At 30.9% G+C, this 26,982-nt stretch carries 21 protein-coding genes and 1 other annotated feature; of the genes, 3 read left to right on the top strand and 18 right to left on the bottom strand.

Going from position 1 to position 26,982, the window contains the following annotated elements:
- Window positions 1–22 precede the first annotated feature (22 nt).
- Window positions 23–1,093, bottom strand: coding sequence for a serine hydrolase domain-containing protein (locus tag IMX26_RS00985; RefSeq protein WP_195159864.1), 1,071 nt, complete (start codon window positions 1,091–1,093; stop codon window positions 23–25).
- 15 nt (window positions 1,094–1,108) lie between these two features.
- Complete coding sequence (locus tag IMX26_RS00980) at window positions 1,109–1,912, bottom strand: MerR family transcriptional regulator (RefSeq protein WP_195159863.1); 804 nt, start codon at window positions 1,910–1,912, stop codon at window positions 1,109–1,111.
- Window positions 1,913–2,092: 180 nt separating this feature from the next.
- Here IMX26_RS00980 and glsA point away from each other — a divergent pair, with 180 nt between their 5' ends.
- Entirely contained in the window at window positions 2,093–3,010 is a 918-nt protein-coding gene (gene glsA / locus IMX26_RS00975) for a glutaminase A (RefSeq protein WP_195159862.1), read from the top strand.
- 76 nt (window positions 3,011–3,086) lie between these two features.
- Here the strand turns inward: glsA and IMX26_RS00970 are convergent, their stop codons facing one another.
- The 4 genes from IMX26_RS00970 to IMX26_RS00955 all read right to left on the bottom strand — a co-directional run bounded on the left by IMX26_RS00970 (window position 3,087) and on the right by IMX26_RS00955 (window position 6,152).
- Window positions 3,087–3,956, bottom strand: a complete 870-nt coding sequence (locus tag IMX26_RS00970; protein WP_195159861.1) for a CPBP family intramembrane glutamic endopeptidase — start codon at window positions 3,954–3,956, stop codon at window positions 3,087–3,089.
- Between the two features lie 126 nt (window positions 3,957–4,082).
- Window positions 4,083–5,057, bottom strand: a complete 975-nt coding sequence (locus IMX26_RS00965; protein WP_195159860.1) for a LytTR family transcriptional regulator DNA-binding domain-containing protein — start codon at window positions 5,055–5,057, stop codon at window positions 4,083–4,085.
- Between the two features lie 11 nt (window positions 5,058–5,068).
- Window positions 5,069–5,785 (bottom strand): hypothetical protein, encoded by a 717-nt coding sequence (locus IMX26_RS00960; RefSeq protein WP_195159859.1) that lies wholly within the window; start codon window positions 5,783–5,785, stop codon window positions 5,069–5,071.
- Window positions 5,786–5,822: 37 nt separating this feature from the next.
- The gene (locus IMX26_RS00955; protein WP_195159858.1) at window positions 5,823–6,152 is read right to left on the bottom strand and encodes a tRNA-binding protein; all 330 of its coding nucleotides are present in this window, start codon (window positions 6,150–6,152) and stop codon (window positions 5,823–5,825) included.
- 125 nt (window positions 6,153–6,277) lie between these two features.
- Between IMX26_RS00955 and IMX26_RS00950 the strand changes: the two genes are divergently transcribed.
- On the top strand, window positions 6,278–7,213 hold the full coding sequence (locus tag IMX26_RS00950) for a multicopper oxidase domain-containing protein (protein ID WP_195159857.1): 936 nt from the start codon (window positions 6,278–6,280) through the stop codon (window positions 7,211–7,213).
- 452 nt (window positions 7,214–7,665) lie between these two features.
- On the opposite strand, the gene IMX26_RS00945 is transcribed toward IMX26_RS00950, so the two are convergent.
- From IMX26_RS00945 to IMX26_RS00910, 8 genes are all read right to left on the bottom strand, one after another.
- Entirely contained in the window at window positions 7,666–10,233 is a 2,568-nt protein-coding gene (locus IMX26_RS00945; RefSeq protein ID WP_195159856.1) for an ABC transporter permease, read from the bottom strand.
- A 2-nt stretch (window positions 10,234–10,235) separates the two neighbouring features.
- Window positions 10,236–10,913, bottom strand: coding sequence for an ABC transporter ATP-binding protein (locus IMX26_RS00940; RefSeq protein WP_195159855.1), 678 nt, complete (start codon window positions 10,911–10,913; stop codon window positions 10,236–10,238).
- A 176-nt stretch (window positions 10,914–11,089) separates the two neighbouring features.
- Window positions 11,090–12,163 (bottom strand): HAMP domain-containing sensor histidine kinase, encoded by a 1,074-nt coding sequence (locus tag IMX26_RS00935; protein ID WP_195159854.1) that lies wholly within the window; start codon window positions 12,161–12,163, stop codon window positions 11,090–11,092.
- Window positions 12,164–12,188: 25 nt separating this feature from the next.
- On the bottom strand, window positions 12,189–12,860 hold the full coding sequence (locus IMX26_RS00930) for a response regulator transcription factor (RefSeq protein ID WP_195159853.1): 672 nt from the start codon (window positions 12,858–12,860) through the stop codon (window positions 12,189–12,191).
- A 750-nt stretch (window positions 12,861–13,610) separates the two neighbouring features.
- The gene (locus tag IMX26_RS00925; protein ID WP_195159852.1) at window positions 13,611–14,894 is read right to left on the bottom strand and encodes a glycoside hydrolase family 18 protein; all 1,284 of its coding nucleotides are present in this window, start codon (window positions 14,892–14,894) and stop codon (window positions 13,611–13,613) included.
- Window positions 14,895–15,208: 314 nt separating this feature from the next.
- Window positions 15,209–16,204, bottom strand: a complete 996-nt coding sequence (locus tag IMX26_RS00920) for an ABC transporter ATP-binding protein (protein WP_195159851.1) — start codon at window positions 16,202–16,204, stop codon at window positions 15,209–15,211.
- Window positions 16,179–17,918: an iron ABC transporter permease gene (locus tag IMX26_RS00915; RefSeq protein WP_195159850.1), complete on the bottom strand. Its 1,740-nt coding sequence runs from the start codon at window positions 17,916–17,918 to the stop codon at window positions 16,179–16,181. The genes IMX26_RS00920 and IMX26_RS00915 overlap by 26 nt, the downstream gene beginning before the upstream one ends.
- Window positions 17,875–18,894 carry an extracellular solute-binding protein gene (locus IMX26_RS00910; protein ID WP_195159849.1) on the bottom strand — a complete coding sequence of 340 codons (1,020 nt, stop codon included), beginning with the start codon at window positions 18,892–18,894 and terminating at the stop codon, window positions 17,875–17,877. Before IMX26_RS00910 ends, IMX26_RS00915 begins: the two co-directional genes overlap by 44 nt.
- Before the next feature lie 244 nt (window positions 18,895–19,138).
- Window positions 19,139–19,352 (top strand) — a binding site (T-box leader).
- Between the two features lie 43 nt (window positions 19,353–19,395).
- On the opposite strand from IMX26_RS00910, the gene IMX26_RS00905 reads away from it, so the two are divergent.
- Window positions 19,396–21,795: a valine--tRNA ligase gene (locus tag IMX26_RS00905; protein WP_195159848.1), complete on the top strand. Its 2,400-nt coding sequence runs from the start codon at window positions 19,396–19,398 to the stop codon at window positions 21,793–21,795.
- 87 nt (window positions 21,796–21,882) lie between these two features.
- On the opposite strand, the gene IMX26_RS00900 is transcribed toward IMX26_RS00905, so the two are convergent.
- The 4 genes from IMX26_RS00900 to IMX26_RS00885 all read right to left on the bottom strand — a co-directional run bounded on the left by IMX26_RS00900 (window position 21,883) and on the right by IMX26_RS00885 (window position 26,974).
- Window positions 21,883–22,104: a hypothetical protein gene (locus IMX26_RS00900; RefSeq protein WP_195159847.1), complete on the bottom strand. Its 222-nt coding sequence runs from the start codon at window positions 22,102–22,104 to the stop codon at window positions 21,883–21,885.
- An 18-nt stretch (window positions 22,105–22,122) separates the two neighbouring features.
- Window positions 22,123–23,358 carry an ABC transporter permease subunit gene (locus IMX26_RS00895; RefSeq protein ID WP_195159846.1) on the bottom strand — a complete coding sequence of 412 codons (1,236 nt, stop codon included), beginning with the start codon at window positions 23,356–23,358 and terminating at the stop codon, window positions 22,123–22,125.
- Window positions 23,358–24,134 carry an ABC transporter ATP-binding protein gene (locus IMX26_RS00890; RefSeq protein ID WP_195159845.1) on the bottom strand — a complete coding sequence of 259 codons (777 nt, stop codon included), beginning with the start codon at window positions 24,132–24,134 and terminating at the stop codon, window positions 23,358–23,360. Before IMX26_RS00890 ends, IMX26_RS00895 begins: the two co-directional genes overlap by 1 nt.
- Window positions 24,135–24,400: 266 nt before the next feature.
- Window positions 24,401–26,974, bottom strand: coding sequence for a cellulose biosynthesis cyclic di-GMP-binding regulatory protein BcsB (locus tag IMX26_RS00885; protein WP_195159844.1), 2,574 nt, complete (start codon window positions 26,972–26,974; stop codon window positions 24,401–24,403).
- Window positions 26,975–26,982: the final 8 nt, after the last annotated feature.

The raw sequence follows: 26,982 nt of genomic DNA, 5'->3' as shown, positions 1-26,982 counted from the left end.
TATTATTTTTAAATAGCTAACCTTAGATTTTAAGGTAGTCATGTTTTATTACTTTAATTACTTCACCCACTAAGGAATGATTTTGCTCAGTTCCTGGGTCACAATTAATCATAACTACAACACCACATTCCTTATTGGCATCTGCTAAAAGCATACATTGAAAACCTATACCCCAGCCCTGGGACTGAAACATTTTAACCTCTTCACCATATAAAAATACCCCTAACCCAACATAAGGATTGCACCCCTCACCTAAACTGTTAAGCATAAGCTTTGCTAACTTGCTATCTAAAATTGCTGTTTTATCATTGTTCCATGCTTTGATAATTTGCTGTGATATTACAGACATCTCATATGTGGTAGTCCATAATCCTGCACTTGCTAAGTAGGGATAATATGCTCTTTTATGTGCAATAACATTACCAAACTTATCATGACCTACCGCCATTTCATAGGTAAGTGGATACTTTTTAAGCTGATCATATGTTAAAATAAAAGTCTTTTTTAAACCTAAAGGTTGTATTACTAGGTCCTGTATTGCAACTGAAATACTTTTATTCGTTACTGATTCAATAATTTTTTCTACAACACAGTAACCTGCATCAGAATATGAAAATTTACTTTCAGGAACATATTTTATGTTAAATGATTGTCCAGCGTATTTGTTACCTTTTAACAAATCATCTATAGTTGGTAATACATCTTGTGGATTATATGCAGCAAAACTACCCACTGTATCTTCAAAGCCAGCTTGATGTGCTAAAAGATTTCTTAATGTTACTTTTTTCATTTTGGTATAATCTGAATTTTTAATTTCATAGGCTTTAAGATATTCATTAACATTTGTCTCTAAATTTAACAAACCCTGTTGAACTAGTCTTAGTACTGCCATAGCTGTCACCATCTTGCTCATCGAACAAGCATGAAATATTGTACTTTTTGTTACTAGTTTATTTGCTGTTACATCTGCTTTACCTAAACATAAATGAAGTTTATTAGTGTCTTTATTAAAAACATTAACACTCATTCCGGGCACCTGAGATTGTTTAAACTTATCTTTTATTTTATTGACTAATTGTATATCTAAACTCATCATTATATCTTCTTACTAACACTTCTTCACAGGCATTTGAATCTCAGAAATATACTCATCTTCACTATCACAATTCCACTCACCTGCAAGATAAATTTCTCTTGCTACATCTATTATCTCATAATCATTTTTTTCAATCCATTCAGCTAAATAAGCATAGGCATGTTTTAGCTTTGTAAAAGAACCTTTATGAATTACAGAAGCAACTGTTACCTCTGGCATGTCTTTAACAGTAATTAAATTTGATGAGGTAATAGCTTTATCGATAGGCTCAAAGACCTCTATCTCCACCGCATTTTGACTAGTATTATAGTAACTCACAAAACAGCCTGCTCCTATTTTAGCACCGTGTTCTGTAATATAGTCTGTTAAAACCTGCCACATCTCACCTTGATCACTATAGTTTTTTCTCAATTCTTTATATGAAGCCACTTTAAAGCTCTCTACTTTTTTTACTGAAACATCATACATAATATTGCGCTCCTCTTTAAATTGTTTTATTAAATCTTCAACTCTTTTAAGTTTAGTATTGGCATTGCGTATTTCAGACTTAAGTTGTGCCTTTTTTAGGTGTAAAATAGCTGTGATTTCTGGTTCATTAACATTGTTATTAAGTAAGTCAGTAATTTCACTCAGTGAAAATCCCATATCTTTAAAGGCAAAGATTTTATTTAGCTGATATAATTGTTTGGCAGCATAATATCTGTACCCTGTATGTTTATCAATTTTAACTGGGCTTAATATTCCAATGTCATCATAATATCTAAGGGTTTTTACCGACACCTGACTTAAATTAGCAAACTGACCAATTTTAAACACAATACCACCCCATGAGTTTTTTAGAAGCGCTTCTATAACTATAATAACCTAACCCTTAGCTGGAGAGTCAAGTCCTATTTAATAATTAGCAATTTTTTAGTGTGCAATTGTTAATTTAAATTATGGTATAATAATTAGGTAGAAATTTGTCGTAATTTCATTTATTTGTGAGGGAAAAACATGCAAAAGATTTTAGATGATGCAATTCAATTTGGAAAACACTTTATTTCATCTGGTAAACCTGCTATTTATATTCCTGAGCTTAGCAAAGTAAATGCTAATCAGTTAGGTGCTGTTATTGTTACATTGGATGGAAACGTTTATTGTAGCGGAGATTATACTAGCACTTTTTCTATGCAAAGTGTTTCTAAACCTGTGGCATTAATGTTAGCGATTAAAGATCGAGGTGAAGACTTTGTATTTAATAAAGTAGGGATGGAACCTACTGGTGATGCTTTTAATTCTATAATTAAGCTAGAAACAATAAAGCCATCTAAACCCTTAAATCCTATGATTAATGCTGGTGCTATAGCTATAGATTCTTTTATTTTAGGAAACAATGTTCATGAAAGATTTAAAAGATTGATTCAGTTTTTTAGAAAAATTTCTGGCAATGATAGCTTGTGGTATAATCACGATATATATAAATCAGAAAATGAAACAGGCTATCGAAATAGAGCACTAGCTAATTTTATGAAAGATAACGGTATTTTAGAGGGTCATGTTGAAGAAGTTTTAGAGCTTTATTTTAAACAGTGTTCTATTGAAGTGAATTGTGAGGATATAGCAACAATAGGGGCTGTTTTAGCTGCCGATGGGCTAAACCCCCTCAACAATGAAAAAATTGTTAATAAACATATAGCTAATTTAGTAAAAACCTTTATGGTTACCTGTGGTATGTATGATGCCTCAGGAGAGTTTGCTGTTAAAGTAGGTATTCCTGCAAAATCAGGTGTAGGTGGAGGTATTTTGGCTGCAGTACCTGGTAGAATGGGTATTGGAGTATTTAGCCCTGCCTTAGATGAAAAGGGAAATAGTACAGCAGGAGTAAAGGTACTTGAGTATTTATCTAAAGAGCTTGATTTAAGTATTTTTTAATTGAGGCAGGTTTATAAAAATAACAATAAAAAGGATTCTCAGCCAAATCAGTTGAAAATCCTTTTTGTTATTTTTACTACTTAAAATAAGCCTTTAAGCCTTTGATTCCCTCTTCTTTTTTTAGTTTCTCTAAATAATAGGCTCCCATTAATATTAAAGGCAGTTGAGCAGCTAACATAGCTATATTACTACTGGCATAACCTACAACAACTATAGTAATAAAGTCGCGAGCTAAATCTACCACAAAATGACTCCACCCTAACAGTGGTGAGCTTTTAGTTTTAAACCAAATCCAGTTAAAGGCTGCTCCAAAAAATATATTTGAAATCATAAGTTGCAAAGATAACACTAAAGTCATAATTAATACTGTTGTTAATGACTCAGTTCCTTTTATATATTTATATATATGTGGCCCTAATAAAACTGGTAAATGCCATAGACCTCGTATCATTCCAGAGACAACAACTGCTCTGAACTTGCCTATATATGGCTTTAGATAGGTTAGCAAAAAACTACACCAACCTAATTCCTCACCTAAACCAGCAAATGGTACTAAAAATATATATATTACCATATATAGTTTATAATGAGACTCAAGACCTAGTTGTAGATTAAATTTACCCATTATAATACCTACAATTGCAGGTATTAACCAAGCTGTAAAAAAGAATAATACTACATATAAATAGTGTTTTACTCTACCCCATTGCCACTTAGGAAACGGTTTTTTCACATCTGTAAACTGTACTATAAAACCAGCAATAGCGGGACCTAACATAGCTATGCTATGACCAGCTAATAATACTAAGAGGGCCATTTTAAGATTACCTAAAGCAGAGTATTTATAAACTAGCCAGGCATCAACTAAAAACATAAATGGCCATGAAAATACTATAGCTATTAATGTAAATTTTAGTACTGTCTTTTTCCATGCTCCTGTTGTCATTTTGCACACCTCAATTACTTAAATGTACAATTATCATAACTCTATATTACAATCAGTATCTATAAAAGCTGGTGAATAAGGGTTAAATCAGGGCAAACTATCACTATATTAGGGTAAAATGGGCAATTAAATGTTAATTATGTGCTTTAAACTCTCTAGCTTGGCTTTAGATATTGGAACAGTACTTTTTACGGTATCATTAAGCACTAAAGAGTTTGAGCTTTTTGACCATGTTACTACCTCTTTTATTTTTTGCAAATTAACTAAATATGATCTGTGGTTTCTAAAAAATCCATAGGTCTCTAGTCTGTTTTCTAGCTCTGATATATTAAGTGTACAGGTATAGCCTTTGCCACTAACGTAAATACAGGTATTATTATTAAACGCTTCAACATAGTCTATTTCAAACGGATTAAATAAAAGTATTTTATTATCTAATTTAACTGGTATTTTTATAATTTTAAGTTTTGCTTTAGAGGGTTCTTGTTTATCACTATCTAGCTCAAACTCTATTAAACCTTGTTTGCCGACATAATAAGATTTTTCTGCTAACCAAATAGCGTCGTCTTTAAGCATGGTTAGTATCAGCACCCCTATGCCCTTAGACTTAATGAAATCAATAATACGTTTGATAATATTTGGGTTTGCTTTTTGCCAGTTTATGGTAGGTTCATGTACAATTATAATATTAGGATTCTGAACATAAGCAGCAGCAAGTCCTAAAAGAATTTTTACGGTATTAGCTAACTTAGCAAAGCGCTCTTTTTCATATTCTTTTAAACCAAAAATATCTACTACCTCGGTATAGTAAATTGTTTTTTCATTAATGTTAGCATAAAATTGAATGATTTCTTTTACTGTCATTCTTGGGTCATAACCAGTATCAGCAAATACTCTTAATATTTTGGTATTATCCGCTATTGTTATACTACCACTTGAAGGCTTTAAATCCTTTAAAATAAGTTGAATCATAATAGCTGAAACATTAAAATGGCAATGGATTGCTACTGTTTCTGCTCTGTTTATCTCAAAAGTAAAATTTTCAATTTTATTATTATCATTTATATATTTATATACATTACTAAATCTTAAGTCTACCATAACTAACCCCTTTATGCTTCATTGCCTACCTTAGTGTAGTGTTTCTTCATTATCATTATAGGTATCATAAGCCATATTAGTAGTGTTAAAAACAAGTGAATAAAATTCATCTCTACAGGTAAACCAATAGCTGAATCTATGAAAGACTTACTATAATATGTTGGCAATATCTTTACGGTATATTTTATAATCCCGTAAAAATCTTGAAACTCTGGTACCAATAAAAACAGGGTATATATTATAGTTATGGAATTGCCTATAAAGCTCTCATTACTACACCTATAACCTATTAAGGCTATTAATACTTGTACTACTATTGCCACTATAATACTAATAACAATTACTTTAACTATCGTAATCATACTAAGCTGATATATTAATCCCAAAAATACTTGATATAACACTATACAAATGGTAGTAGCTATACACTTAGAAATAACAAGTTGATATACCTTTATTCCGGAATGTATTAAGTGAGTCCCTACATCATTCTCTGTTTCAGTAAGTATGGCCAATGAAAATGAGATTATTGACAAAGTAAGAATATTTAGGTTTGCAAATAATGAAAAAGAGGTAATTTTACTAGCAGATTTGGCTGATAAAATTCCAAAGAATACCATAGTAATTATAAAAGGCATGATTATGGTGATTATATAGGCCATATTTCTAAAATTGCGTTTAAATTCTCTTATCGTAAGTAAATAAATCTTGTAAACTATTGATGCCATAATAAACCCTCCAATAAACTACTATAACATATTGTTATTAACCTAATCTATCTCCTTTTTCAACTGGAAAATCAGGCTGAACTAAAACTACTCCTTGTTGTGCATATACACCCAAAACAAGCACCTCAGACATAAAATCTGCAATTTGTCTGGGTGGGAAATTAACAACAGCTAAAACCTGCTTGCCAATTAAATCGGAAGGATTATAATACTCAGTAATTTGAGCGCTAGACTTTTTTACTCCTAACTCTTCTCCAAAATTAAGCCATAACTTATATGCTGGTTTTCTGGCTTTGGAAAAAGATTCTACCTTTGTAACCTCAGCAACTCTAATATCAATCTTTGCAAAATCATCGAAAGTTACCATTTAATCACCCTCAAAGTATTTTTTTATTTACTTAATTATACCTTTTTATAGATAATTCTCAATTAAAATATGTTTAGTTATTTATTTTATGGCATATATATTTAAAAAGCTATTTGGAGGTTTATATGATTATAACTCCTTCTGTTCCAATATTGCCCTATGTACAAAAGAATAGGATTAAGTATTTTAAGCTAATTGCTCAACCAGTAAAACGTGAAATTTTGCCTAATATTTATATGAATGCTTGGGGTTATAATGGTTGTAGCCCAGGGCCAACTATTATTGTTTATCCTAATGACTATGTCTGTATTAGAGTATACAATCTTTTACCTCAAGCTACTAGCGTACATTGGCATGGTTTAGATATTCCGAATAATATGGACGGAGTTCCTGCTATTGAGCCTTCACCTCAAATTAATACTGGCTGTTATTTCGATTACAAGTTTAAAATCACAAACCCTCCAGGAACCCATATGTATCATGCTCATATGTTTACTGTTAAACAAGATATGATGGGTTTAGAGGGTGGTTTTATTATTGCAGACCCCAATGAAGATAATATAGATAAAGATTACTTTATAATGTTAGGAACCTTTAAGCTCAAAAACATGCCGCCTTTTACCCTAGTAAATGGTGTTTATGATATTAATCCCTTTGCTATGGATCAAAACTTTTTTACTATGAATGGCCGCTGTTTTCCGTATACCAAAGATTTAGTAGTTGACGAAGGAGATCGAGTAAGAATAAGATTTGGTAATATTGGCATGGGAAATCACCCCATTCACCTACATGGGCATCAATTCGAGGTAACTGCTACCGATGGTAATATTATTTGTGAAAATAATAGATTATTAAAGAACACTATCTTAGTTTCCTCGGGCGAGACTTGGGATATTGAGTTTATTGCTAATAATCCGGGTATTTGGCCCTTACATTGTCATTTACCTCACCATGTCAGTAATAACTTAACCCTACCCTTAGGTGGTATGACAACAGCAGTTCGATACCGTTCTTTTGATAAAGAAAAATACCAAAAGTATGAAGTTTGTCCGTATAAGTAGAAATACTTTGTGGAATATAGGCTAGAGATATAAGGGGCTATCACATTAGTGATTTTCTTTAACCTTAAACTTAAGTAATATAAGTAGTTATAAAAATTTAGTTAAAGCTTTAAAAATCAAACTTCATATCAATAATATAATATTTTTAGAGAACCACTAAGCACACTAAGAACACAAAGATGAAAACTTTAAGCCTTGCTATAATTATTTTTGCTTGATTTACTTCTACCATATTTTTTGTAATTAATAAAAACAAAATTACAAACTTTGAGTGAAAACTACAATAGAAGTATCAGTCTAAACAAATGCTGGCATTAAACTTCCTTTAACTAAATCCAATACCGACTCTTTGTGTCCTTAAGTGTACTTTGTGGTAAAAAATTTATTATCTATAAACTATTATCTTAATGCGACAGTTCCCTTAAATATCACTATCATTAACATAAATTATTTTACATAGACTCTGCTCTTAAAGCCTCAATTATATTGTCATTTTTAATCTTTGAGGTGCTATATTTAGTAATTATTATTACTACAAATACAATAAATACTGAGCAAAATGCTACCTCTTTCCATGGTAAGGCATAAAATAAGCCTAGGTTAGTAGTTATAACCTTATGGAAGCTTTTTATAAGAATAGCAGATAACAACATTCCGATCGGCAATGACCAAATTAAAGCCCCTACTCCGTAGAAAACAGACTCCATATTAAGCATCTTGTTAAAACCTCTTTGTGATAAACCTACAGATTTTAGCATAGCAAACTCTCTTCTTCTTAACATAATACTTGTATTTATGGAGTTAAAGATATTTGTTAAACCAATTAAGGTTATTACGGTAATAAAGCCATAACATAATATTGATAACAGTATCGACATTCGTTTAGAAACTTGAACACTTTCATAGTGGTTAATAACAGCTAAGCCTTTACCAAGTTCTGAGTCCACAAAATCATTTTCAAATGATTTGCTATCTTTAACATCAAGACGTATAGAGTAGCTTCCTTTTCTATCTGCAAAGTCGGTAAATATTTTGTCTGCTACTGTTTTACTAACTAATAAAGTTGGGGTATCATCGCTGTATGGTACTGCAAAAGGTGGCTCTTCTACAATTTTACCTATAGCAACCTCTAAATCAATCTCTTCATTGTGTAAATTAATGATTTTGTCTCCCTCGCTTATTTCCAAAACAGGAACCTCATACACTTTACCTGCAATAAATCTAGTCTTTTTAATATAAATACCAATAGGTTTATTAGCATTAAAGTACTCTTGCTGACTTATATTAAGCTCTCTTAAATACTCTCGCATATCTTGATCTGGAATAGCTACTGTTCTAATAGGCATATGGTATAAACCATTAACCTTGGTAATATTATCAAAATCAAAGGTTTCATAGATAAAGTTATTGATTTTATCTTTCTCTAAATAGCTATCTATAGCTAAAGTTTTACTTATTCTAACTCTATTTATGTTTTCATCTTTAAGTAATTCCTGCTGAATATAATCAGCCCTTTGGTAAGTTAAATCTGAACTATAGACAGTTACTTTAACATCAGATACCTCATATACTGAACCAATTGCTCTAAAAGATGAATTAATAAATGTTGAAAATACTAAAAACAAGATGATTGAGATAGCTAAAGAAAATACAGTTGTTCGATAACGCTTTCTATTTCTTTTAATGCTTTTATTAGCTAAATCGGCTTCAAAACCAAATAATTTTGTTAGTAGCTTACTCTTTGTGCCTCTTTTTTTTGTTTTAACTTTAATATCTTGATTTTGGCGGATATTATCTATAGGTGATATTTTACTGGCTCTTTTAGCTGGTATCCATGCTGATATTAATAGGGTTACACCTAAAAATACAATGGATGAGATAATTACAAAAGGCGAAACAACTAGGTTTAAGCGATAACTTGCAGGAAGAACATCTACTAATAAATGATTAGATATAGCTAAAACTATCCAGATAGCAAAAATTCCAGATAATATTCCTATTGGTATCGCAATCATACCTACTAAAGCAGCCTCTTTATAAACTATTTTTCGCAGTTGTCTGGGAGTAGCCCCTATGCTTTTTAACAATCCAAACTGTTTTTTACGTTGTGATACAGATATAGCAAAAGAGTTATAGATTAAAGCCACACTGGCAACAATTATAAGTGAAATAAGAACAGCCATGATAATAATCAAAGCATTTTTCATACCATCATTACCGCTAACACCCAACACAGCTAATAACTGCTTATTGTAACTAATATGACCTTTACTTATTCTTGCTGACTCTGCTAATGATTCACTAACTTTATATACCTTTCGTGGATTCTTCATTAAAGCAAATACACTAACATTTTCACTATAGCTGGTGTCATCTATATTTAGGGTTGTTAATGCAGGGTAGCCAGGAGCTATAGAATTACTAGCTGCAAGTTTCTCCATTATGCCTACAATAGTATATTCTTTGCTCTGAAGTTGCTCAAACACCTCAGTATCTTTACCGTATAGGTGATTCTGACCCAATACATCATTTTCTCTTTTTCTTACACCTAAATTTAATGTTAGTTTTTGACCTACCCTAAAATCCACTTTTCCATTACTAATAACATTCTCAGAGATTATTAGCTCATTTGAGTTTTGGGGCAATCTACCCTCTATTATCTTTACTCCAAACGTATCGAATGCCTGTTCATTAAAAGAATTTACAAATAAGTAGGGACGATAGTCATTGGCATAGTTGCTGAGTTTAGAATAACCAACACTCTTTGTAATAGCAACATTTTTGGTATCTTTTGAGTTAACAATATTGTCTGCCTTACTTAACGGAATTTCATCAAAAACAACATGAAAATTACCAGTGGCATCTATATAGCTTTTTATTAACATTTGCTGAACACTCTCACCTATGATTACTGTTCCACATATTAAAGCGCAGGACAATATCACTCCCACCAATGTTACTATTGTTCTCTTTTTGTTATTTAAAAGAGAATTCCAAGTATATTTATTTAAGATAGACATTATTACCTCACCTCATCCTTAACAATACGTCCATCTTGTACAGTGATAACTCTCTTTGCTTGCATAGCAATCTCCATATCATGGGTTATGATAATGAGGGTTTGTTTATACTTGGCATTTAAGTATTTTAGGTGTTCGATTATTTCTTGAGAGTTTTTACTGTCTAAATTGCCTGTTGGTTCATCTGCTAAAATAATTGCTGGATCATAGATTAATGATCTGCCAATTGACACACGCTGTTGCTGACCACCCGAAAGTTGATTAGGTAAGTGGTTTTTACGTTCTGTTAAACCCAATATATCTAGTAAATTAATTAAACGTTTTTGGTCAACCTTTCTGCCATCTAATAAAACTGGCATAGTAATATTTTCTTCTACATTTAAGATAGGTATTAAATTATAAAATTGATAAATTAAACCAACCTGTCTTCTTCTAAATATTGCTAACTTACTCTCCGGTAAAGAGTAAATATCGGTACCATCTATAATAACCTTGCCTGAAGTTGGAATATCTACCCCTCCTAACATATGCATTAGGGTAGATTTGCCAGATCCTGACATACCTGTTATAGCAATAAACTCACCTTTATTGACAGAAAAGCTAACATCGTTTACAGCCTTAACTTGGGTATGACCTTTACCGTAATATTTACACAAATTTTCTACACGTAATATCTCCATGACTAAACCTCAATCTTTCTCATTATTAACTACTTTATATTTCAATTTAAGTCTTGCAATCTCTTAACAGTTATTATTGTAGTTAAATTTTATGAATAGCTAGTGACTCTTAAGTGACAAATTTGTCATTTAAGTCTTGCAAAAAAAAAGAACCTACATAAAGGTGTAAAAAACCTTTAGTAGGTTACATAAAATCTTATTTCAAACTTTGTTCCTTTACCTACTGTACTGGTTGCTGTTATATACCCACTCTGCTTTTCAATAATTGATTTAGTCATTGCTAAGCCTATACCCACACTATCGGGACTAGAGTTTTTTCCTTTATAAAACCGCTGAAAAATATTACTTAAATCTTCGTTATCAATTCCACAGCCATTGTCCTCTATAAAAATTTGCACATACAAAGGTGTGTTTATGAATTTAATTGTAATTTTACCTTTATTTGGGGTGTGTTCTATACAGTTCTTTAAAATATTTGTTAAGGCTTCTACACTCCAGTTTAAATCACCTTTATAGTTTATGGTGTTATCACCATTTACTGTTATAGTTTGTTGTTTTAACTCAATAATAATACGCAAAGGCTCTAATGCTTTCTGTACTAAAGTAGCTACATTAACATTTTTTTTATCTAGTTCAACAGTATTAGAGTCTAACTTTGCTATTTTTAGTAAGGCTGAGGTAATCCACGTTAGTCTTATTACTTGCTTTTGCATGTTTAATAAAAACTCTTGTTCTTTTTCTTTAGGTATGTCCTGCTTTAATAAGTCAACCATCATACCCATTGAATTTAAGGGTGTTTTTAACTGGTGTGATATCTCGGCTAAGGATTGCGCCAAATATTCTTTTTCTTTTTTTTCGTTTTCTTTATTTTCAATTAACATGCCCGATAATTTGAGGATGTCATTTTTTAAGATACTAACATAACCCTCTTCGTTATCTCGTATATCATAATCTAAATTATTATTTATTATTTCTCTAGTATAATCAGAAAGAATACTAATCTCTTGATATATTTCTTTATACGACTTAAAAACGTAATAGGTAATAAAGCAAAAGCAAGCTATTGCTAATACTATTGTTAGCTCAAAGCTGTATTCCCAACCAGCTAAATTTATTACAATTATCATGCTGATAAAAATACTAGCAATGATTATTACCCTTAATAAAGCTCTCATTAGCTTGGGGTTATTTAAAAACTCAATATTGTTTAGTATCTTAGAAACTAATTTTTGTTCTTTTTTGTTGTTCATTTATGCTTGTCCTTCAACCTTTACCTTAGTTAACTCTGTAGCCCATACCCCTTACAGTTTTAATTATTTGTGGATTATGGGGATTATCTTCTATTTTTTCTCTTAATCTCTTGATATATACTGTTAGCGTATTGTCGTTAACATAGTTTCCTGCTACATCCCAGATAGATGCCAACAGATTTTCTCTGGTAAATATCTTATTTTTGTTGGAGAACATTGTTAATAATAGCCTATACTCTAGAGCAGTTAAAAAAATCTCCGTAGCTCCTTTAAATACTCGTCCCTCATCTGCTCTAATTACAACATCATTAATTTTGATATTATTTTCTATACCTCGCTGAGATCTTCGTAATATGGCCTTTATTCTTGATAAAAGCTCTCTTAATCTAAAGGGTTTAGTAATATAATCATCAGCACCTAAATCTAACCCCATAACTACATTTGTTTCTTCATCAACAGCAGTTAAAAAGATAACAGGAGTATCGCTGTTTTCTCGTACTTTTTTACATACTTCATAACCTGAGCCATCTGGCAAATTCAAGTCTAATAGTATTAAGCTAAATCTGTTATTATTTATTTCTTTAAAAGCTGATCTACAATTAGTTGCAGTGACAACACTATAACCTTCACTCTGTAAGGAGTATTCTATTCCCATGGCAGTTGTTCTATCATCTTCAACAATTAATATTTTGCTCATATTAGTCACCACACATTAAACATATATTAAGATAAAGATACCATAAAACTAGTTATAATGGAAACAGGTCAACATCGAAAACAAATAAAGGCACTTATAAAGTGCCCCTAAAACTTATACCAAAATGATTTGATTAATCTTTGAAAAATAGAGAATATAAAAATACTACATTAAAATCTGTTTACAAAAAGGGGCTGTCGCATTAGCAGAAATAAAAAGAAGCCAATGTAGCAGCCTATTGACAATAAAAAATGACTGTGTTTTCTTATAAATTTAAATAACTTATAGATACAAATTTTAAGAGTCCAAAAATTTATCTTAAACTTTAAGCGATAAACTAGCAAAGTAATTTACTAATTTTAATTGCTTTATCAAAACATTTGTAGATGATTAATGACTTTAATGAAATACAGTTAAATAATCCTTACAACTAAGTTTTTTTTAGTTAATTACTATGTAAAGTCTCATTCTTTAAACCACCAATTATGTTAAATTCTAATATCTCTTTGTGCCCTTTGTGCACTTAGTGTTTAGAATATTTTAACTAAATGGAGAGTAAAATTTATGGAACAACAATATGTAAGGCTTTAAAATCAAGCTTAAGGTAAATATTTAATGTTTTAGAAACCATCAAGTGCACTAAGTGAAATGAAGGTGTGGCAGGTTTATGATAATCCTTACGCCTCAGCACCTTCATCTGTAGTTCTTTTATATATTTATATTAGTTTTGATTAGGTCTTCTTTTTGTTACTATACTTTCTTTTTAACATTAAAATTATCCTCTATTAATAGCCAATTTTGAGGAAAATCATATCCTAATACCCAGTAAAAGAATCCCCTAATACCTAACTCTTTTACTAAGTTGAACTTAGCCTGAATACTACGGGCATCTTCAAACCAAACTATATGTTTTTTACCATTTTCATCATAATAGTTAAAGTAAGGGGCCTGGGAAGTTCTGTCATATTCTATTCTGGCATTGTATTTAGCTGCTGTTTCAATTGCCTGTTGTGGGCTTAGTGATTTAGCCCATTGACCACCTTTTACATAGGGCAGTGTCCAATCGTAACCATATAATGGTATACCCATCATTATCTTTTCTTTTGGTACAACAGATATGGCATAGTCCATAACCTTTTTAACTTCAGTTATAGGCGAGACTGCTAAAGGAGGGCCTCCCGACCAGCCCCATTCATAGGTCATAAAGAAGATAAAATCTACTATTTCTCCTTGGGCTTGATAATCATGTCCTTCATACAGGGTACCTTTTTGATCCCCTGTTATTTTAGGAGCTAAAGCTGTAGATAAGTAGTAGTTCTTTTCTTTTAACTTAGCAGATGCTTTTTTTAAAAATTCATTGTACTTTTCTCTATTTTCAGCTCCAAGATACTCTAAGTCAAAATCTAAGCCTAAGTAGCCTTTTTCTTCCATAATTTTTATTGCTAAATCAAGTATGGCATTTTGCATATTTTCATCATTAAAAAACTTGGTAGCCAGCTCATTACTAAAGGTACCTTCTTCAAAATTTGTAATGACCATTAAAGGAACAACATTTTTACTATACGCAGCGTTTATAGCTGGCTCGTCATTTACTGCAGTTAAGGTTCCATCTCTATTAATTGCATAGCTAAAAACTGTTAAATAAGTTAAATGATCTCCAACCTTAATAACCTCATTGGCTGTATTCTCAGCTGTAAATTTTGGGTCTATGTAGGCACTAACTTCTTTATCTATTTTTGGCTTGGGTGGTATATATAGGCGTAACCCTACAGGCAACTTTCTGGGTCTTTTTATACCATTGATCTCTGCAATTTCTTTTACTGGTATGCCAACTTTTCTACTTATTTTATAAAGGCTATCTCCCGGTTTAACCCAGTAATATGATCCCCAAATGGGTACAACAAGTGCTTGACCAACTACTAAAGTATCGGGGTTTGCTATTTCGTTAGCTGTTATCAATTTATTTAAATTAACACTATATGCCCTAGCTATGTTAAATAACGTATCTCCGGGCCTAACTACATGTATTTGCATGTTCTACTCCTTTTTGAATATTAATATAGCATATTCAAAATAACATTATTATGTGATTACACATAACTAATGTTAATAAAGGTTTATAGCATTATTTTAATATGTTAAAGACACTGCTAAGGAAGAGATTTAATTGACTTGAGAAGTTTTCAATTCAATATTCTGACCTTTAATCTTTTTAGAACATAAAAACATAACCTGTGATAGGGCATTATTACAGGTTAGTGCTTAATATTCTTTAAAACTGAGTCTCTGGTAGAAGCAAAACTAAGTTTAATTTTTAAACTTTTCTAGATTAGCTACTTTAAATATTTTTAGTTAAGATAATTATACCTATTGATTTTTAGCTTTATTTTGTCTCCAACCTGATAATTATATTGACTATTGCCATAGGTTAATAATTTAGTATTATTTACATCAACCAAGTATTTAACTCTATCTAAACTATAAATTGTTTTTGTAATACGACCACTCAAATTGCCGTTTTCTTTAATTAGTATGTCTTCTGGCCTAATGCTTATAGCTGGTGTTTCACAGTGGTAATCTATACTTAAGGATTCATAGTCATTCTTATAAACAATATTGTTTTTGCCTATAAATTTAGCCACAAATAGGCTATTAGGTTTATTATAAAGAGATTTTGGGCTATCAATTTGTTTTATTTCTCCCTGGTTCATTACTGCAATTTTATCTGCTATTTCAAATGCTTCATTTTGATCATGGGTTACATATATCATACTAATTGCTAAGCTCTGCTGAACCATTTTAAGTTCTTTTAGTAACTCAATCTTTAAATTAGCATCTATATTAGCTAAAGGTTCATCTAATAATAATAATTGAGGATTAACTACTAAGGACCTGCCTAAAGCAACTCGTTGTTTTTCTCCCCCACTTAACTGATGGGGATATTTATTTTTATGTTTATTTAGGTTTAGTAAACTAAGAATATTATTTGTTTTTGTTAGGGTTTCAGTCTTTTTATAGCCATTTGCTCGCAACGGAAAAGCAATATTATTAAAAACCGTCATATGAGGCCATAAAGCATAGTTTTGAAATACATAACCAATGTTTCTTTTTTCTACAGCCATATTCACTGCTAACTTACTTGAAAATACCGTAGTATCTCTAACTTTTATTTCACCACTATTTGGTCTAACTAAACCAACAATTGCAGATAATAAGGTGCTTTTACCACAACCACTTGGACCTACTACTGCCAAAATTTCTTTACGATCTAAACTAAGACTAAGGTTGTTTATTACCTCTGTTTTATCATATTTAACTTTAAGATTCTTTATTAATAACTCCATGTCTCTCACTTACCTTTGCATTAAGTTTTTGCACTATAAAACTAGTTATTATGCTTAACAAAATTGTTATAACAGCAACTGTTGAGGTCATTTCTAAGCCATATGAATTAGACTGAATATTAAACAACATTACCCCCAAAGTTTTGCTTGTTTTGGTATGCAATAATAACGATATGGGTATTTCTCTAAAGGATATTAATAAACAAGCTAAAAAACCAGCAATAAGGGTATTTTTAACCTGTGGCATGTATAAATACCAGTATCTTTTCCAAAATGTAATGCCTAATGTTCTGGCTGAATTTTCACAGTTATTGTCCATATTATTTACTATACCTTGGGTTTGTTTTAAGATAATTGGAATAAACAGTACAGTGTAAGTAATAATTATAATCCACTTAGTGCCATAGAACTTTATGGGGTATTTATTCCAGGCAAAAATAGCTGCTATAGCTAATATCATGTTAGGAATAGCTATGGGTAATTGAGCTAATGTTAAGCTCAGCTTTATGGCTTTGTTTTGATAGTTTTTATACATATATAGTATAAAACTAGTTAAAATTACAGCTAATAAGCTTGCAATCATTCCATAACTCAAGCTATTTAACAAAGCCTTACCTAAAGCTACTTCACCGCTAAATACCTTGAGATAGTTATTAAATGTAAAGTTTTTTAGTACTAAATCAACACCCCATCTTTTTGTAAAAGATGAAACTAAAATAGTTACTAAAGGTATCACAATTGTTAAGCTAAAGTAGCTTGTAATTAATAAATGAATGGGTATTTTACGTTTACCCAAGCTAATAGTAGTTGGCTTAACATTTTCGGCATAATCATAAATATATTTTTTATTGTTAGCAATATGCTCCATTATGTGATAAATAGTTAAAGAAATAAACATTAATAACAAAGATAAAATGCAAACCAGCTGAAGATTTTGGTTATGTAATGCGCTAAAAATGCTTATTGTCATAACCTCTTTACCAGCAGGTAAAGCGAGCTGAGCCACTACCCCAAAATTTGCCATACTTCTACTAAAAACCAATAATCCTGTAGAGATTAGTGTTGGTAACATTAGTGGTAAAACTATAGTAAAAATTATTTTCACTTTAGATATTCCACTTACTTTGGCACTATTAATAAAGGTGTCTCCCATTCTTATTAAAGCATTTTTAATACCAAAATAAACTAAAGGAGCTAGATGTACAGCTAAAACAATTACAGAAGCAGTTAATGAATAAGTTTTTATACTCATAGAAAAATTAGGATTAAAGAGTTTTACAAGTCTTACTAAATACCCATTTTTACTTGTTAACTGAATCCAAGAAACACCAAGAATATATGATGGTATAGTAAAGGTCAAAAAAGCAAAAAAATCAACTAGTTTTTTGTATTTGTAGTCAGTTTTTACTACGATAAAGGCCAAACTACCACCAATAACCCAAGTCGTTATTAGCACTGAGCCAGCTAAAACTATTGTATTGGTAATTGATCTTAAAGCCCCCGCATCAAAGGCCTGTAAGATACTTTTAAGATTCAGTTTACCATTAATTAGTAAGGTTTTAATTACTAATACTAATAGAGGATACAAAACAAGGCTTATTAATAATATTAATATAAATAACAAGATTACGTTTTTCATTGAAAAACGTAATCTTGTATTATTCACTTTATTATTTGAAAATGTTTTGGTAGTCTTTTTTAAACTTGCTTTCATTCTCGGTAGCCTTCTCCCAGTCTATATTAAAGACTTTAGCATCTTCTGGTAGATACTTGTTTTCTATATCTGTTCTTACACTTACAAATCCAGCATTATAGGCTATAGTTTGTGCCTTTTTAGATAATATAAAGTTAACAAATTTCTGACACAACTCATCCTTTTCAGTACTTCTACTATCTTTTTTAACAATAGCCATTGGCCTATCAATAGCAATGATGCCCTCGCTTGGCCAAGCTATTTCTACCGGCATGGAAAATTCTTCTTTTTTTGCTTTTTTCTTTAACCTTATAACAGAATCGTGAGGGCCTATACCTAAATCATATTCTCCCTCCATAATTTTAGATGGGACTTGGCCATTTGATTTAGTTAACATAGCTCCATTTCTTTTTAAGTTTTCGAAGTAAGTCATGTCATTGCCCATAATTTGATAAAGAGAAGCAGCAATTCCTAAAGCAGTAGCAGACTGATTTGCATCTGCCATAACTAATGAGTTTTTATATTCTTCTTTTGCTAAATCTGCAAAACTAGTTACTAAGTCTTTGTCTTTAAGTTTGTTTTTATTATAAAGAATAGCTACATATCTTTCACTAGTTAAAACATAATTTTTCTCTACTATGTACTTATCTTGAATTTTGTCTTGTTCTTCAATGGCTATGGGATCAAATAAATCCTCATTATCTAAAAGATTATATACTGCTGGGTCAGATCCCCAAACAATATCTGCCTCTATTTTACCAGCCTCTTTTTCAGTAAAGATTTTACTTTTAACTTGCCCACAACTCATAATTAAAAAGTCGCAAACATCACCATATTCGTTTTCAAACTCTTGCTCAAGCTTGGTTAACATTTGCTCTGGACCAGATAAATAAACCAATATTTTTGAGTTATCTTGGTTAGCTACCTCGCTATTTTTACACCCCGAAAAAGAAAGTAAAACTGCTACTACCATAAACATACAAAATGCTTTTTTCATTATTTCTCCCCACCTATAATATAGATTGAATTTATTGATAATAATTATCAATATCGTTAATTAATTTTACACCACAAATACATTAAAATCAATAATTTTAGGAAAATATTTTACACATATGTTCAATTAATTTAAAAATAAATACTTATTTTAAATCCATAATAAGTTAGTAATAACAACAATATAGAAATAAAATTTGACATTTCTTAAAATACATATTATATTATTTAGCAAATCAATACTTTTATAGGTTATTAAAGAGAAGTAGTAATTATATCTTGGATTTTTAGAGAGGGATAGTTTGGTGCAATATCCTATGAAGAGATTAATGAAGTCGTCTCTTAGCTATGAGAAGAAGCCTTTTAGGTAGTAGAACTCATCGGATTTCTCCGTTATGGATAATTAAGTGCATTTAATTATGAATTAAGGTGGTACCGCGGAATATCTTCGTCCTTTTATAGGATTGAGGATTTTTTTATACTAAAAAAAGGAGTGGTAAAGATGTTAGAAAAGAAATATAAGCCAATGATTACTGAAGTAGCATTAAGAGAATTTTGGGAAAATGAAGACGTCTATAAGTTTAATATTAATGAGAATAACAAAGAAATTTACTCCATAGATACTCCTCCTCCAACAGTCAGCGGTAAACTACACATCGGTCATATCTTCTCTTATACACAAGCTGAAATGATTGCTAGGTACAAACGTATGAGAGGCTTTAATGTTTTTTACCCTTTTGGCTTTGATGACAATGGATTACCTACAGAACGTTTAGTTGAAAATGAACATAAAGTTAAGGCTAGTGAACTAAAACGCAGTGAATTTACTAAGCTATGTTTAAACACAGTAGATTATTATGAAAATGAGTTTAAAGAATTATGGCAGTCTTTAGGCTTTAGTTGTGATTGGAATTTATTGTACAGAACTATTTCACCAGAATGCCAACGTATCTCACAAAAATCATTTATTGATTTATACCATAAAAATAAGGCCTATATTGAGGAAAGTCCAGTTTTATATTGCACTAATTGTCAAACCTCTATTGCCCAAGCCGAACTTGAAACTCAAGAGTTAAGTTCAAGCTTTAATCATGTTAAGTTTATGGTAGAGAGCAAAGCAATAAGTATTGCTACTACTAGACCCGAGCTTTTAAACTCCTGTTTAGCAATATTGATTAATCCAAGTGATAATAAACACTCCTATCTTATAGGAAAAAAAGCACTTGTTCCGTTATATGGTTTTGAGGTTCCTATAATTGCTGATGAAGACGTGGATATCAACAAAGGCTCTGGCATGGTAATGTTTTGCACCTTTGGTGACACACAAGACCTTGAGTGGTTTAAAAAATACGATTTTAGCTATAAAAAAACCATAACTAAAAAAGGTTTTATTGCTGATAATGTTGCTTTTATTGGTGGTTTACATGTTAAAAAAGCCCGTAAAAAAATCATTGAGCTTTTAGAGGAACATGGTTTACTTATTAAAACAGAAAAAATTAAACATAATGTATCAGTACACGAGCGTTGTTCACATGAGATAGAGATTATTCCATCTGAGCAATGGTATATTGATATTATGAGCTCTAAAGACGAGTTTATTAAAATAGCAGATAAAATTAACTGGAACCCTAGCTATATGAAGGCTCGTTATTTATCATGGGTTAACAACCTAAAATGGAACTGGTGTATCTCACGTCAAAGATATTTTGGTGTTCCTTTTCCTGTTTGGTATTGTAAAAACTGCGGTAAAGTAAAGATCGCCAAAAATGAAGAGTTACCTGTAAATCCCCAAGAGACTAATCCTAGTGAGGCATGTGAGTGCGGCTCAACTAGCTTTATTCCAGAAACAGCGGTTTTGGATACTTGGGCCACCTCTTCGGTTACCCCACTCATTAATGCTAAATGGGGTGAGAAAAATAGCATAGTAAATAAACTATTGCCCATGTCTATGCGTACTCAAGCCCATGAAATTATAAGAACATGGGCCTTCTACACCATTGTAAAGAGCTATTATCATTTTGGAGTTATTCCGTGGAAAGATGTAATGATTTGTGGTTTTGTTTTAGCTCGTAAAGGTGAAAAAATAGGGAAATCTAAAAACAACTCTAGTTATAAACCCAAAACTCTAATAGCCACTCACTCTGCTGATTCAGTTAGATATTGGGCGGCATCTGCAAAATTAGGTACTGATACAACCTTTTCGGAGCAGGATTTAAAGCTTTCTAAGAGATTTATAACTAAGCTATGGAATGCAGCTAAGTTTAGTTTAATGCATTTAGGTGATTTTGAGGTTGGTAAAGATGTTCGGCTTTTAAAACAAGATCAATGGATTTTAGATAAACTGAATAAGACATTAAACACAGCTGCAGGTTATTTAGATAATTATGAAATAGGGTTAGCCAGAAATACTCTTGATGAGTTCTTTTGGAAGGATTATTGCGATAATTATTTAGAGTTAGTAAAAGACCGACTCTATAAACCCCAACTATATGGTGCAGAAAACAGAGAATCAGCTCAACAAGCTGTATATTTAACTTTATTGGCTATCTTAAAGTCTTACGCCATATTTACACCTTTTATTACTGAAAAGATATATAAGTCTTATTTTGAGCAATATGAGCAATGTAAGTCTATTCATTTATTACAGTGGAATTTTAGCAACAATGAGAATAATCAAAGTCTCTTATTCGGCGAATGTTTAAAGGAAGTTTTAACAGCAGTTCGTAAGTTTAAATCTGAGAATGTTTTATCCATGAAAGATAAAATAGATTGTCTTACTATAACTATACCTAGTGAAATTAAAGCATTATTTAGGGAGGTATTGCCAGATTTATATTCTACCACTCACGCTCAGCAGATTTATCTAAATGAAGGGACTAGGCTTATTATAGGTATAAAATAGCATATTATTTTTATAGCTGTTTTTATTGTAAAAAGAAAAGACCCCAGCAGTATCTTCTAAAAAAGAATATACTGCTGGGGTCATTTTTTAGTTATTGTTATTAGTTTTAATTTTAGGTTTAAAGATATTTCTTTTTACAGCACAAGGATTAACCTTAAATCTAGCCTTTATTATACCGACTATCTCTAGAGATATGCCTAACCCCATCAAGAATCCATAAATTGACTCAGGTAATGTAAAGAGTTGTTTACTTATTAAAGCAAGAGCAGTAATTAATAAACCTCCAGAAAGCAGCTTATTCATTTTCATTTATTTCACTCCCTATTATTAAACTCCAAACATTATCTTTTCACTATTAAACATCTTTCGTATAGCCCATACTAAAACAGCTGTAAATACAATATTAACTGCACATACTACTCCAAAAGCTAACCAAGTTAGTTCAAAACTCAATAATGATTTAATTGCTACTACACTTCCATAAATGGGTACTGCATACTGCGACATCACAGCTGTACCTGTACTAAACATATTCATAAACGATGCCACCATTACTAACATATATACAGGAACAATATAGGTACCAGCCTCTTTAACATTTTTAGATATAATAGAGGTTAGTGATATTAAACCCACAAATACACCCACCATAGTAAGCATTAGTAAAACTAACTGTAAATACTGAGAACCAGAAAAATTCAAGGCTGCTAAATTTATACCACCTTTAGCTCCACCAAACATTACTGATGAAAATGGCAAAGAAACCAGTACTCCAATAAATGATGATATTGCACTTAAAAAAGAAACTATGCTTAATCCTATTATTTTACCTAAAGCAATTGTTTCACGCTTTACAGGAGTAACCAACAATGTTGCCATTGTTCCTCGTTCTTTTTCTCCTGCAATGATATCCATGCCAATACCCATACCTCCAGCAAAAAGGAAAATAGTAATTAACATTGGCAATAAAGTACCTAAACCTTTACCTGTAGCTTTTTGCTCATCAACTATTACAGACTCTTCACGATTGCGATCTACATCAAAAGCATTAACATATTTCATATTACCTAACCGATCGCCAACAATTCTGTTTTCATAAGTACCAAACACAGAACCAAAGAGATTATAACGAGCAGTACGTGAATATTCTTCACTTGAATTGTAAAAGGTCTTAATTTCTGGAACCTGTTTTTCGACTTTATAGTTGCTAACATTTTGCTCAAAATTATCCTCAAAAACTACTAATAAATCCGCTACTCCATTTTGGATATTCTGCTTAATGCCCTCAAGAGAGTCATCTCCCGGAACTATTGTTAAGGTCATTTTATCACTAAACATATCTTCATTTAGTAAGCTAGTAAAACTAGCTGGTGCATTTTGAACATATACACTAGGTATGTGTTCTTCAATATCATTATTCATTTTGCCTATCATATTACCCATAATAGAGTAAATAAGAGCTATACTAATAGCAGGTAAAATAAAGGTAGTAAAAACTAATCTCCTATCATCAAAAACTCTTTTGAGTTCTTTTTTTATAACAATCCATAAATTACTTTTCATTATCTTACCCCCCTAACGCTCTCAGAATACAGCTTAAAAAACGCATCTTCCAAATCATCTGTATTTGTTTCTTTAAGTATTTCTTGTAACGTGCCAACAATACGAATATTACCACCTAATAAAATGGCAAATCTATCACATAGCTTAGAAGCAACATTCATGATATGGGTTGAAATAATTACTACCTTACCTTCAGCTTTGAGCTTTTGTAAATAATCTGTAACTGCTCTAGCTGTAATAATGTCTAGGCCATTAGTCGGCTCATCAAAAATAACTACATCAGGATCATGAACTAGACTAACTGCAATAGATAGCTTTTGTTTCATACCCGTAGAAAGCTTAGCGATTTTGGTATCACTAAAATCATTAATTCCAAAATGTTCAAATAACATTTTAGTTCTTGTCTCTATTTCCTCTTTACTTAAGCCATATAAACTACCAAAATACATCATTGTATACTCTGGAGTAAAGTTAACATCTAACTTTAGTTCATTGGTTAAAAAGGCTATTTTTCTTCTTACCTCTTGTGATTGATTTTTTACATCATAACCTTGAACTGTGATTTCTCCTGAGCTTGCTTTAATTAAGGTTGAAATACATCTTAAAGTTGTTGTTTTACCTGCTCCATTAGGACCTAACAAACCAAAAATCTCATTCTCTCGAGCCTCAAAACTAATGCCATTTACAGCAATTTTTTTGGGGTCTTTTGTCTTTAGCTTGGCCATTTGCTTTTTACTAAGCTTATAAACCTTGCTTAAATTATTGACTTTAATCATTTTACGCACTCCGTATATTTATTATTTTCTGTCATACTACAATATAAGTGGGTAGCATTCAAAAAACACGATATAGATTCAGCATCAAACTATATCGCACCACGCTATATCGCTTCCTGATATACATATTATAATAATTGAATAGTATTGTCAATAACTATATGCCCAAATGTTGAGGGTAATAAACATTTGCTAAAAGTCCCCTTGATATAATAAAACATCTAACTTTTGTAAACATAATAGCTGATTAAGAGATATTTGGTGAATTATTTATTTCTTTTTAAATATACAAAGGTAGCTATCGTTATAATCATAATACTTAGTGTAATTACAATAACCTTCATACTACTAAAGTTCAGCTTAAACTTAAATCCATTTTTATTTTCTGCTTTATAATCTTTGTATTCATTGGCTAAATACTGCTGTAGTTTTTTATTATATATAGCTGTTTTAATAACACCTTGTTTATTAATTATAGTAACATCACCATTCATTAACCTTAATTCTTTGCTATTAATTAAGTTCGTTTTAACTTGCTTTAAGCCATACTCATTTTTAGCATTTATAAGCAGTAAGTTAGTCTCATTTTTATATGGTAGTATTTGTATAGAGCCCATATAGCTTGTATCATGCAAAGCAATTTTTGCTGTAGACTCATACATTTTATTAGCCTCACTGTACTTTACAAAAGCATATTTATTGCTTTCCTTTACCAAACTGCCGGCATTCTCATTATTATAAATAACAATATTATTTCCACTTAAGGTGCTAGGAATACTGCCTAAAACAACACCTATATTTCCTATGCTCTTTGTATATTTACCCAAGTAATTACTAACCCTTAAAGCTGTGCTAATCTCCTCTGTAGTTGGATTAGTTGGTAAAATGATATTAGTATTATTTAAGCTCTCATTCTCTATAAATAAAGCTTCATATTTACTTATTGTTATATTAGGGTTATTACTGTATGGAAAATTAATAAAGCTATCATTTGCTATATAAGCCCAAACATTTTTATTTTCTCTTGTTTCACAATAAGTATCTTTAATGTATAAAGAGAGTTTAACGTTTATGTTGTACGAACCTAGGCTTGATAATGAATCTTTAGTAATTACAAAGTTCATAAAATTATCATTTGCTTTTTCTTGTTTTAAGGACTTACTACCTATAGGTACACCGTTTACAAGTATTGTTACTACAGACTTACTAAAATCTAAAATATCACTATACCTCAAATGTAAATTTAACTCTACATCACCATTTGGCTGCCAGCTAGCTGGAACTCTAAAATCATACTGCAGATTATGATTAAACAGTCCTTCAACATACGAACTAACATATCCCATTTTATTTAGGCTTATCTTTGAGTCAATATTATCAGTTAACTCATTTGTTACCGTATTTGCACCTACCTCATAGCTTGAAGCTATTATTTGTTTAGTTACATTGCTGTCTTTAAGGTTTATAAGCAGTTTTTCATAACTCTGGCTATTGCCTAATAAAATAATCAATATCTTTTTATGGACATTATATGGAGAATATATCTCTTTAATTAAGCTATTATCACTAGTCTGCAGCTCTTTATTAGTAAAATATTTTTGATATTCATTTGGTAAATTTTCTCTTTTACAAATCAAAACAAGATTATCATTTAGGTTTATATCTTTGTGGTATTTTACAAAATCTATGTTGCTGTCATACTCATTTTCTAACATACCCAATAACACACTAAACATGGCGGCTGCTGATAACTCCTCCTCACTTGCTTTAGGTGGAATCATTAGCTTCATATTTAGAGGTTGATTTACACCTTTTATAATATAAGGGTATGGGAAATCACTAATGCTTGTTTTATCATCTATGTTTAAATAATTAAGATTGACATAAGAAGTGCCTTTAACTTTTAACCAATTTGCTGGATTTAAATCATCTTCACATGGTAAATTACTTATTCTATTAAAACATTTGATTGTTAGGGTGTTATAACCATTTAGTATTTCATCTGGCTCAAAATAAACCCTTATGTTATTAGTATCTTGGGTGATTTCACTATACACAGGTTTGCTGTTAAGCAGTACTGTAATGGTGCTGTTACGATTTTGCGTAATCTGGTTGCGCTGATATTTAAGATCAAAGTAAGGCTTGTTAATAATACTCCAGTTTTTGTTTTTATAAAAAAACATGCTATAACTGCCATATAGACCTTTTAAAACTTGATCTTCTTTTAATATGAAGTTTTTAATTAAGCTCTCACCATTATTTAGTTCTTGCACCTGCCTAAAATCTACAAGTTTGTTTAAATTACCCTCAATAATAGAGCAGTTAAATCCCAGCTTATTTAACTCTAAGGCTTTATTATTAGCCTCATCAATACTATAAAATTGATCAACATAAAGCTCTATAATCTTACTCTTTTTTCTTAGCTTAAAGTCCTGATTATAAGATTTTAACAACTGAAAATCATCTGCAATGTTAGCGCTTAGTTCATAGCTTTTTAATAATACATAATAGGTTTTGGTGCTTTGATGTTTATTAAAAGTTAATTTTGTAGCTTTAACCTCATTATTTATGCCTAATTTTTGCATTTCATTTGCTACATTTACTGCATCATTATATGTTTTATAGTACCCACTAACAACTCTATAAAATTCGCCAAAGCTATCTATATTAATAGCAATATTTTTATTTAATAATTTACTAAACTGATTTAACGCTTTTTCTGGATTTTGATACAAACCTAACTCTACATAATAAACTGACTGTTCAACAGAAAATCCCTGTAAAGCAGGCATAGTAATAGCTAATAAAACTATTATAATAATTAGTTTTTTAGTTCTCATTTTTATCT

Source organism: Clostridium sp. 'deep sea', assembly GCF_014931565.1.
Lineage (GTDB): Bacteria > Bacillota > UBA994 > PWPR01 > PWPR01.
Note: the sequence above shows the minus strand (reverse complement) of the source record. Positions and strands in the feature narration are given on the sequence as shown.

Excerpts from the sequence above, each read along its gene's own strand:
- IMX26_RS00985 (WP_195159864.1), bottom strand. The coding sequence starts at position 1,093 with ATGAGTTTAGATATACAATTAGTCAATAAAATAAAAGATAAGTTTAAA.
- glsA (WP_195159862.1), top strand. The coding sequence starts at position 2,093 with ATGCAAAAGATTTTAGATGATGCAATTCAATTTGGAAAACACTTTATT.
- IMX26_RS00970 (WP_195159861.1), bottom strand. The coding sequence starts at position 3,956 with ATGACAACAGGAGCATGGAAAAAGACAGTACTAAAATTTACATTAATA.
- IMX26_RS00965 (WP_195159860.1), bottom strand. The coding sequence starts at position 5,057 with ATGGTAGACTTAAGATTTAGTAATGTATATAAATATATAAATGATAAT.
- IMX26_RS00960 (WP_195159859.1), bottom strand. The coding sequence starts at position 5,785 with ATGGCATCAATAGTTTACAAGATTTATTTACTTACGATAAGAGAATTT.
- IMX26_RS00955 (WP_195159858.1), bottom strand. The coding sequence starts at position 6,152 with ATGGTAACTTTCGATGATTTTGCAAAGATTGATATTAGAGTTGCTGAG.
- IMX26_RS00950 (WP_195159857.1), top strand. The coding sequence starts at position 6,278 with ATGATTATAACTCCTTCTGTTCCAATATTGCCCTATGTACAAAAGAAT.
- IMX26_RS00945 (WP_195159856.1), bottom strand. The coding sequence starts at position 10,233 with ATGTCTATCTTAAATAAATATACTTGGAATTCTCTTTTAAATAACAAA.
- IMX26_RS00940 (WP_195159855.1), bottom strand. The coding sequence starts at position 10,913 with ATGGAGATATTACGTGTAGAAAATTTGTGTAAATATTACGGTAAAGGT.
- IMX26_RS00935 (WP_195159854.1), bottom strand. The coding sequence starts at position 12,163 with ATGAACAACAAAAAAGAACAAAAATTAGTTTCTAAGATACTAAACAAT.
- IMX26_RS00930 (WP_195159853.1), bottom strand. The coding sequence starts at position 12,860 with ATGAGCAAAATATTAATTGTTGAAGATGATAGAACAACTGCCATGGGA.
- IMX26_RS00925 (WP_195159852.1), bottom strand. The coding sequence starts at position 14,894 with ATGCAAATACATGTAGTTAGGCCCGGAGATACGTTATTTAACATAGCT.
- IMX26_RS00920 (WP_195159851.1), bottom strand. The coding sequence starts at position 16,204 with ATGGAGTTATTAATAAAGAATCTTAAAGTTAAATATGATAAAACAGAG.
- IMX26_RS00915 (WP_195159850.1), bottom strand. The coding sequence starts at position 17,918 with ATGAAAGCAAGTTTAAAAAAGACTACCAAAACATTTTCAAATAATAAA.
- IMX26_RS00910 (WP_195159849.1), bottom strand. The coding sequence starts at position 18,894 with ATGAAAAAAGCATTTTGTATGTTTATGGTAGTAGCAGTTTTACTTTCT.
- IMX26_RS00905 (WP_195159848.1), top strand. The coding sequence starts at position 19,396 with ATGTTAGAAAAGAAATATAAGCCAATGATTACTGAAGTAGCATTAAGA.
- IMX26_RS00900 (WP_195159847.1), bottom strand. The coding sequence starts at position 22,104 with ATGAAAATGAATAAGCTGCTTTCTGGAGGTTTATTAATTACTGCTCTT.
- IMX26_RS00895 (WP_195159846.1), bottom strand. The coding sequence starts at position 23,358 with ATGAAAAGTAATTTATGGATTGTTATAAAAAAAGAACTCAAAAGAGTT.
- IMX26_RS00890 (WP_195159845.1), bottom strand. The coding sequence starts at position 24,134 with ATGATTAAAGTCAATAATTTAAGCAAGGTTTATAAGCTTAGTAAAAAG.
- IMX26_RS00885 (WP_195159844.1), bottom strand. The coding sequence starts at position 26,974 with ATGAGAACTAAAAAACTAATTATTATAATAGTTTTATTAGCTATTACT.